Here is a 6,502-nt window from a genome sequence, read left to right as displayed (position 1 = left end):
ACACGTTTCAAAGCATCGTAAATAGCAGGTAAATTCACTTCTTTTGAAACTAAAGTACTAAACCATTGACATTGCTTTGAAAACTGTTTGCTTTCTTTAATCATGTTTTTGATAAACTTCTTTTCGCCACCTTTACACCACAATTCATTGCTTTGTCCGCCAAAATTAAGTTCGGTTTTCGTTGGTTTCTTTCCTTGTAAGTTTTGTAATTTTCGCTGTGTTCCTTCCTGAGCTTGTTTGGCTGATTTATGAAAAGGCGGATTACAAAGCGTAATAGTAATTTGATCGTTTGGTTGCACAACTCCTCTAAAAATTTGATTGGGATTTTCTTGATGGCGAAGCTCAATACGATCTTTTAAGTTATGATTTCTATGAATGATTTCTCTAGCATTATCAAGAGAAGTTTCGGCAATATCAGACGCGATAAATGCCCAATTATATTCTTGCGTGCCAATGATTGGATAAATACAATTTGCGCCAGTACCAATATCTAAACAAGTCACTTTTTCTCCTTTTGGAATGTTTCCTTGATTGTGTTCTGCGAGAAACGTCGCTAAATGATGAATATAATCTGCTCTTCCAGGAATTGGTGGACACAGATAACCTTCCGGAATGTCCCAATAATTGATTCCATAATACTGTTGCAGCAATGCTTTATTGAGCATTTTTACAGCTTTTGGATTAAAAAAGTTAATGGATTCATCACCAAACTTATTTACAGAAACGAACGATTTTAACTCAGGACAAGCTTTTGTCAAGACCTTAAAATCGTATCGTCCTAGATGTTTATTTAAAGGATGAAGTTTTGGTTTTTTTATTGAACGCTGTTGCTGTTTTTTTGAATCCATGCGTTGATTTTATCTTCTAACAATTGCAACGGAATACAACCTGTACTCAATACCTGATTGTGGAATTCTTTGATATCAAATGTATCACCAAGTGCTTCTTCCGCTTTTGAACGTAACTCACGAATTTTCAATTGTCCGATTTTATATGATAATGCTTGTCCCGGATTTGCCATATAACGCTCAATCTCAGAAATAATACTAGCTTCACTTTCTGCTTCGTTGTTCAGTGAATATTCAATCGCTTGCTCACGTGTCCAACCTTTGGCATGCATTCCTGTATCCACTACCAAACGAATAGCACGATGCATTTCCATACCTAACATCCCAAAATACTGATATGGATCTTCATACAAACCTAACTCTTTTCCTAAAGATTCAGTATACAAGGCCCAACCTTCTCCGTATGCACTATACCATAGCGTTTTTCTAAAATCTGGCAAATTTTTATTCTCTTGCGTTAATGAAATTTGATAATGATGTCCCGGAATTGCTTCATGCAAAAACAAGGCTTCATCAGAAAATACATTGTACTTTGTAGCATCTGGAATTGGTGTGTAAAAAATACCAGGACGCGTTCCATCAAGTGAACCAGGATTATATTCAGCACTCGCAGATGCTTCTCTAAATGCTTCTGTGCGGCGAACTTCAAATGGAGTTTTTGGTTTTATATCGAACAATTGTTCAATTTGAGGTTTCATTTTGTCATGAATCGCATTAAAATTGTCAATAATCTGTTGCGGTTCTGTATATGGCATTAATTCTTTGTTCTCTCGGACATAATTAAAAAACGCTTTTAAATCACCTTTAAAACCAACTGCTTTTTTAACCTTTTCCATTTCTGCTAAAATTCGAGCTACTTCTTTTAATCCTAACTCATGAATTTCATCAGCAGTCATATTGGTTGTAGTATAATTTTTGATAGAGTAATCATAATATGCTTCTCCATGCGGAGTTCCATCAATTCCACTACTTTCTCTACCAGCGTTAAGATAATCCGTCTTTAAAAACTGATACATTTCGTTGAATGTAGGAACCAGTTTTTCGGTTAAAAATGTGCTGTAAGCTTTCGTTAATTTGTCTTTATCCTCGTTAGAGAAACCTTCAGGGAAATTCTTGATTGGTGAATAAAATAAATGCTTTTCAAGATTACCATCTGCCAAGATTTCAAACTGCGGAATTACTTTTTTGATCAATGATTTTGGCAATACAAACTCGCTTTCAATTCCTTCTTGCATATTTGTTTTGGCAGTTTTTAACCATTCGTTATAACCTTCCAAACGCTTCAGCCAATTATTGTAATCTTCAACAGTATTGAATGGTTGAGCAGAAGCACCACTTGCCAATTGACCAACCATTAAGTTTAATGACCACATTTGATCAATAGGCATTAAACGATCGTTTTTAAAGCTTAGGGCTCTTAAATTCATGTCACAGTCCCAATACAAAATGTCTTTGCTCATTTCTTCACCATCTTTAAGATTGGTTTCGTCAAAGTTTTTCAAAGTATCTCGAAACTTACTGTAATGCGCTTTTAATTTCTCATGATGTTCCTCGGACAATACATTTGGAAATTGATCATTAAATCTATTATCTCCAGCAAAGGTTGCATTTAAAGGATTGAGTGCTAAACCTTCGTCATAATAAGCTTCCAAAACACCTGCAAGTGATAATTCACTTTTTGAAACAATAGTTTCTTTCTTTTCGCTTCCGCAAGAAAGAAATAAGATAATAAAGAGCATACATACAATTTTTTTCATTTTGTGTTGAGTTAAGAAACTTTTTATTGCTAATTTAATGATTCATTATAAAATTTCAATTATAAAGCAAAATGAAAAAAAATATACTGCCATTTATTATGGTTTTTATTGGACAATTTTTATCAGCACAAGCACCTACAGAATTGGAAATTCATAAAAGCGATCGATTTGTAGAAAAAAATAAAGCAAATGATATTAATGTATTATGTAAATTAGACAATGGGAATCTGTTTACATTGCGATTTGGAAAAAAATATTGCATTGCTGATCTTATGAATGATAAACTAGAATTCATTACCAAAGTAACTATAAAAAAAGGAAAAAAAGAGGCATACAAAGGACATGTACGCCTTGGGGATAAAGTAAAAGTTTTTACAGTAGACGCAACAGATAAAAGTGAACGTATTATAAATTGTTACATTTTTGATCTTTTGAATGGCTCTTACGAAAAGAGACAACTTGTTCGTCTTCCAATTATAAGAGGGAAAACTTTCTTTAAGGATGAACATTCTATACAAACGGGATTTGACATATCAGGAAATAACAGATATGTAGCCATTGCTATGGGAAGTGCCAAAAGAAAAAAATGTCATTTCTATATGTATGTGTTTGATAGTGATAACTTAAAAACAATTTATAAAAATAAATATGAAGAAAATGACACTCTCGGTTTTGAACCAAAAGGGATTTTGGTAGATAATGAAGGAAGTATTTTTCTTCTCAAAAAGGTTTGGATTCATACTGATGCCTATGCATTTACTTCTGATGATGAAATTGAAAACTATCAATTTCAATTACAAAGCTTACATGAGGTAGATACTAAAACTATAAAGATTACTTCAGAAGGAAAATTTATAAAATCACTTCGCATGCGTTCTGTTAACAATACAATTCAGCTTTTAGGATGTTATGCAGATAAAGGATATGATAGAATTGAAGGAACATGCACCTTTACTGTAAACAAGGCAGACCTCACTGTAAAGTCATCGAAAACAAATATTTTTACAAAAAAAATCTTTGAAGATGTTTTTAATTCAGATGAAAATCCTTGGTTATTAGGTTTTTCAATAGATCGAATAATTGAAAATAAAAATGGGGTAGCCCATATGATACTTGTAAAAACAAAGCCAAGTGAAGACTTTTTTGATAATTTTGATAATAGTCCATTTATGTTTCAAACAGACGGTTCGTTTAAATTGACTCTTTTAATACTAAAAGTAAATCCTTCTGGCGAATTAGTATGGGGTAGAGGAATATACAAACTATCAGAACACTATGATTTTAACGCTTTTGTAAAAAATGAAAAATTACATCTATTATTGAATTCAGGTGAAAAAGTATTAAATAATCCTGAAAAGAAAGTTATTTTTAAAGAAAGATCATTAGGATTTACCGCTTTATATGATGTCGTATACGATACAGATGGTAATGTAACTTATCATAAAGTACATAATAATGAATCTCAAAAGTTTTACATGCCTATATCTGGTTTATTTGCAGATGGATACTTTTTAGTAAGTAATAAGGATCGATTTGATAGAAAATATATGCTATTAAATTAACACCAATTCATATTTAAAATTACTATAATTTCAAACCATAACAGGTATTACTTCATGTAGATAGATGTAAAAAACGACTCTAAACCTTTAAAGTATTATTACTATTGTAATAGAACTGTTATTTGACGCCTCTTTTTCGAGGCGCTTACAACGCAGCAACTGTTTGGTTTCCATACATAATCTTAGTGAAAAATAAATAGATTAGTTCTCTGGTATCAATATTCAATCGAGTTCAGCACAGGGTTTTTGCCCAAGTCTCGGCATCCAATAAAAGTCATATCTTTCTGTTATTTGAAGATGAATCTGATTCAGCTTTACGAAATATACTACCTATTCAACTAAGTATCTCCCAATACATCTTTTACAAATGTATCAATCGTTTTTGTACCGTTTGTTGTTATATGTTTGATGAAAGCACTTCCGATGATGGCACCTTTGGCTTTGTTAGTAGCTTGTGTAAAAGTTTCATGATTGGAAATTCCAAAACCGACAATCTGTGGATTTTTTAAGTTCATATTTCCAATTCTATCAAAATAGGTTTCTTGTGTATTTCCAAAACTATTTTTAGCGCCAGTAGTGCCAGCAGAACTTACCATATAAATAAAACCGTTGGAAATACTGTCAATAAATCGGATGCGCTCTTCTGATGTTTGTGGTGTTATTAAAAATACATTGATCAAACCGTATTTTTCAAAAATAGCTTGATATTGTTCATGATAAATAGCTACAGGCATGTCAGGAATAATTAAACCATCAATACCAACTTCTTTGCATTTGGCACAAAAAGCTTCAATTCCGTATTGCATCATCGGGTTTAGGTATCCCATAATGATTAATGGAATGGAAACTGTTTCACGAATAGTTGCAAGTTGACTGAATAGCAATTCACTTGTCATTCCATTTTCCAAAGCTCGTGTGGAACTCGCTTGAATCGTTGGTCCATCCGCTAAAGGGTCACTAAAGGGTAACCCGATTTCGATCATATCGACACCGCTTTTTTCTAAATCTTGGATCACACCAACGGTATCATTCAAACTTGGATAACCTGCCGTAAAATAGATGGATAATAATTTTTTATCTTCTTGTAATTTTTGATTTATTCTATTCATTGTTATAGTTTGAAATAATCAATATATGTGTTTAAATCCTTGTCTCCACGACCTGATAAATTCAAGACAACAATTTCGTTTTCTTTGAATTTTCGTGTATCAAAAACCGCCAGAGCATGCGAGGTTTCAATGGCAGGAATGATACCTTCTAGTTGTGATAATTCCAATCCTGCTGTCATGGCTTCATCATCCGTAATAGAAATAAATTCTGCACGTTTGCTTTCGTATAAATGTGCATGCATTGGACCAACGCCAGGATAATCCAATCCAGCCGAAATCGAATACGGTTCTGTAATTTGCCCATCGTTGGTTTGCATTAAGAGTGTTCTGCTTCCGTGAATAATTCCGTCTTCTCCTAATACAGAAGTTGCGGCACTTTCACCAGAGTGAATTCCTTTTCCAGCAGCTTCAACTGCAATTAAGTTGACGCGTTCATCATCTAAGTATTGATAAAAAGCACCAGCTGCATTGCTTCCACCACCAACACACGCAATTACGTGATCAGGATGCGAACGACCTTCTTTTTCGTGTAATTGCCATTCAATTTCCTCCGAAATCACTGCTTGAAAACGTGCAACCATATCTGGATACGGATGCGGACCTACAACAGAACCAATAATATAATGAGTGTTCACAGGATTGCTGATCCAATCACGAATGGCTTCGTTCGTGGCATCTTTCAGTGTTTTACTTCCAGAAACAGCTGCGCGAACCTCAGCGCCTAACATTTTCATACGAGCAACATTTGGTGCCTGACGCGCAATGTCAATTTCGCCCATATATACAATGCATTCCATGCCCATTAAGGCACAGACTGTTGCAGTGGCAACTCCGTGTTGTCCAGCGCCAGTTTCGGCAATGATTCTAGTTTTTCCTAGACGTTTTGCCATTAAAATTTGTCCGATCGTATTATTTACCTTGTGTGCGCCTGTATGATTTAAATCTTCACGCTTTAAGTAAATTTTTGTGTTGTATTTGGCAGACAAACGTTCTGCGTAAAATAGAGGAGAAGGTCTACCTACATAGTCTTTTAGTAATTGTTTGTATTCTTCTTGAAAAGAATCTTCATACATAATCTCCAAATATTTTTGACGCAACTCTTCAACATTTGGATATAACATTTCAGGAATATATGCGCCACCAAATGTTCCATAATATCCTTTTTCGTTAACGTGATATGTTTTTTTCATTGTTTATATGATTATATTATTTCTTTTGAAATGCTG

5 protein-coding genes are annotated in these 6,502 nt (G+C 33.8%); 1 reads left to right on the top strand and 4 read right to left on the bottom strand.

What is annotated here, in order from left to right:
* Positions 1-848: 23S rRNA (adenine(1618)-N(6))-methyltransferase RlmF (gene rlmF, locus MK119_RS22480; RefSeq protein ID WP_290683653.1), on the bottom strand; the 848-nt coding region annotated here is incomplete at its 3' end.
* Positions 815-2,605, bottom strand: coding sequence for a DUF885 family protein (locus MK119_RS22475; RefSeq protein ID WP_290683651.1), 1,791 nt, complete (start codon positions 2,603-2,605; stop codon positions 815-817). The genes rlmF and MK119_RS22475, both read right to left, overlap by 34 nt.
* A 71-nt stretch (positions 2,606-2,676) precedes the next feature.
* Between MK119_RS22475 and MK119_RS22470 the strand changes: the two genes are divergently transcribed.
* Positions 2,677-4,167 carry a hypothetical protein gene (locus MK119_RS22470; protein WP_290683649.1) on the top strand — a complete coding sequence of 497 codons (1,491 nt, stop codon included), beginning with the start codon at positions 2,677-2,679 and terminating at the stop codon, positions 4,165-4,167.
* A gap of 338 nt (positions 4,168-4,505) precedes the next feature.
* Here the strand turns inward: MK119_RS22470 and trpA are convergent, their stop codons facing one another.
* The gene (trpA, locus tag MK119_RS22465) at positions 4,506-5,276 is read right to left on the bottom strand and encodes a tryptophan synthase subunit alpha (protein WP_290683647.1); all 771 of its coding nucleotides are present in this window, start codon (positions 5,274-5,276) and stop codon (positions 4,506-4,508) included.
* A gap of 2 nt (positions 5,277-5,278) precedes the next feature.
* Entirely contained in the window at positions 5,279-6,466 is a 1,188-nt protein-coding gene (gene trpB, locus MK119_RS22460) for a tryptophan synthase subunit beta (protein ID WP_290683645.1), read from the bottom strand.
* Between the last annotated feature and the right edge of the window lie 36 nt (positions 6,467-6,502).

Source organism: Kordia sp., assembly GCF_022447245.1.
In the GTDB taxonomy this organism is placed as follows: domain Bacteria; phylum Bacteroidota; class Bacteroidia; order Flavobacteriales; family Flavobacteriaceae; genus Kordia.
This window is presented reverse-complemented; position numbering and strand designations above follow the sequence as displayed.

Bases quoted from the DNA above. Each gene is read 5' to 3' on its own strand.
- MK119_RS22470 (WP_290683649.1), top strand. From the start codon at position 2,677: ATGAAAAAAAATATACTGCCATTTATTATGGTTTTTATTGGACAATTT.
- trpB (WP_290683645.1), bottom strand. From the start codon at position 6,466: ATGAAAAAAACATATCACGTTAACGAAAAAGGATATTATGGAACATTT.
- MK119_RS22475 (WP_290683651.1), bottom strand. From the start codon at position 2,605: ATGAAAAAAATTGTATGTATGCTCTTTATTATCTTATTTCTTTCTTGC.
- trpA (WP_290683647.1), bottom strand. From the start codon at position 5,276: ATGAATAGAATAAATCAAAAATTACAAGAAGATAAAAAATTATTATCC.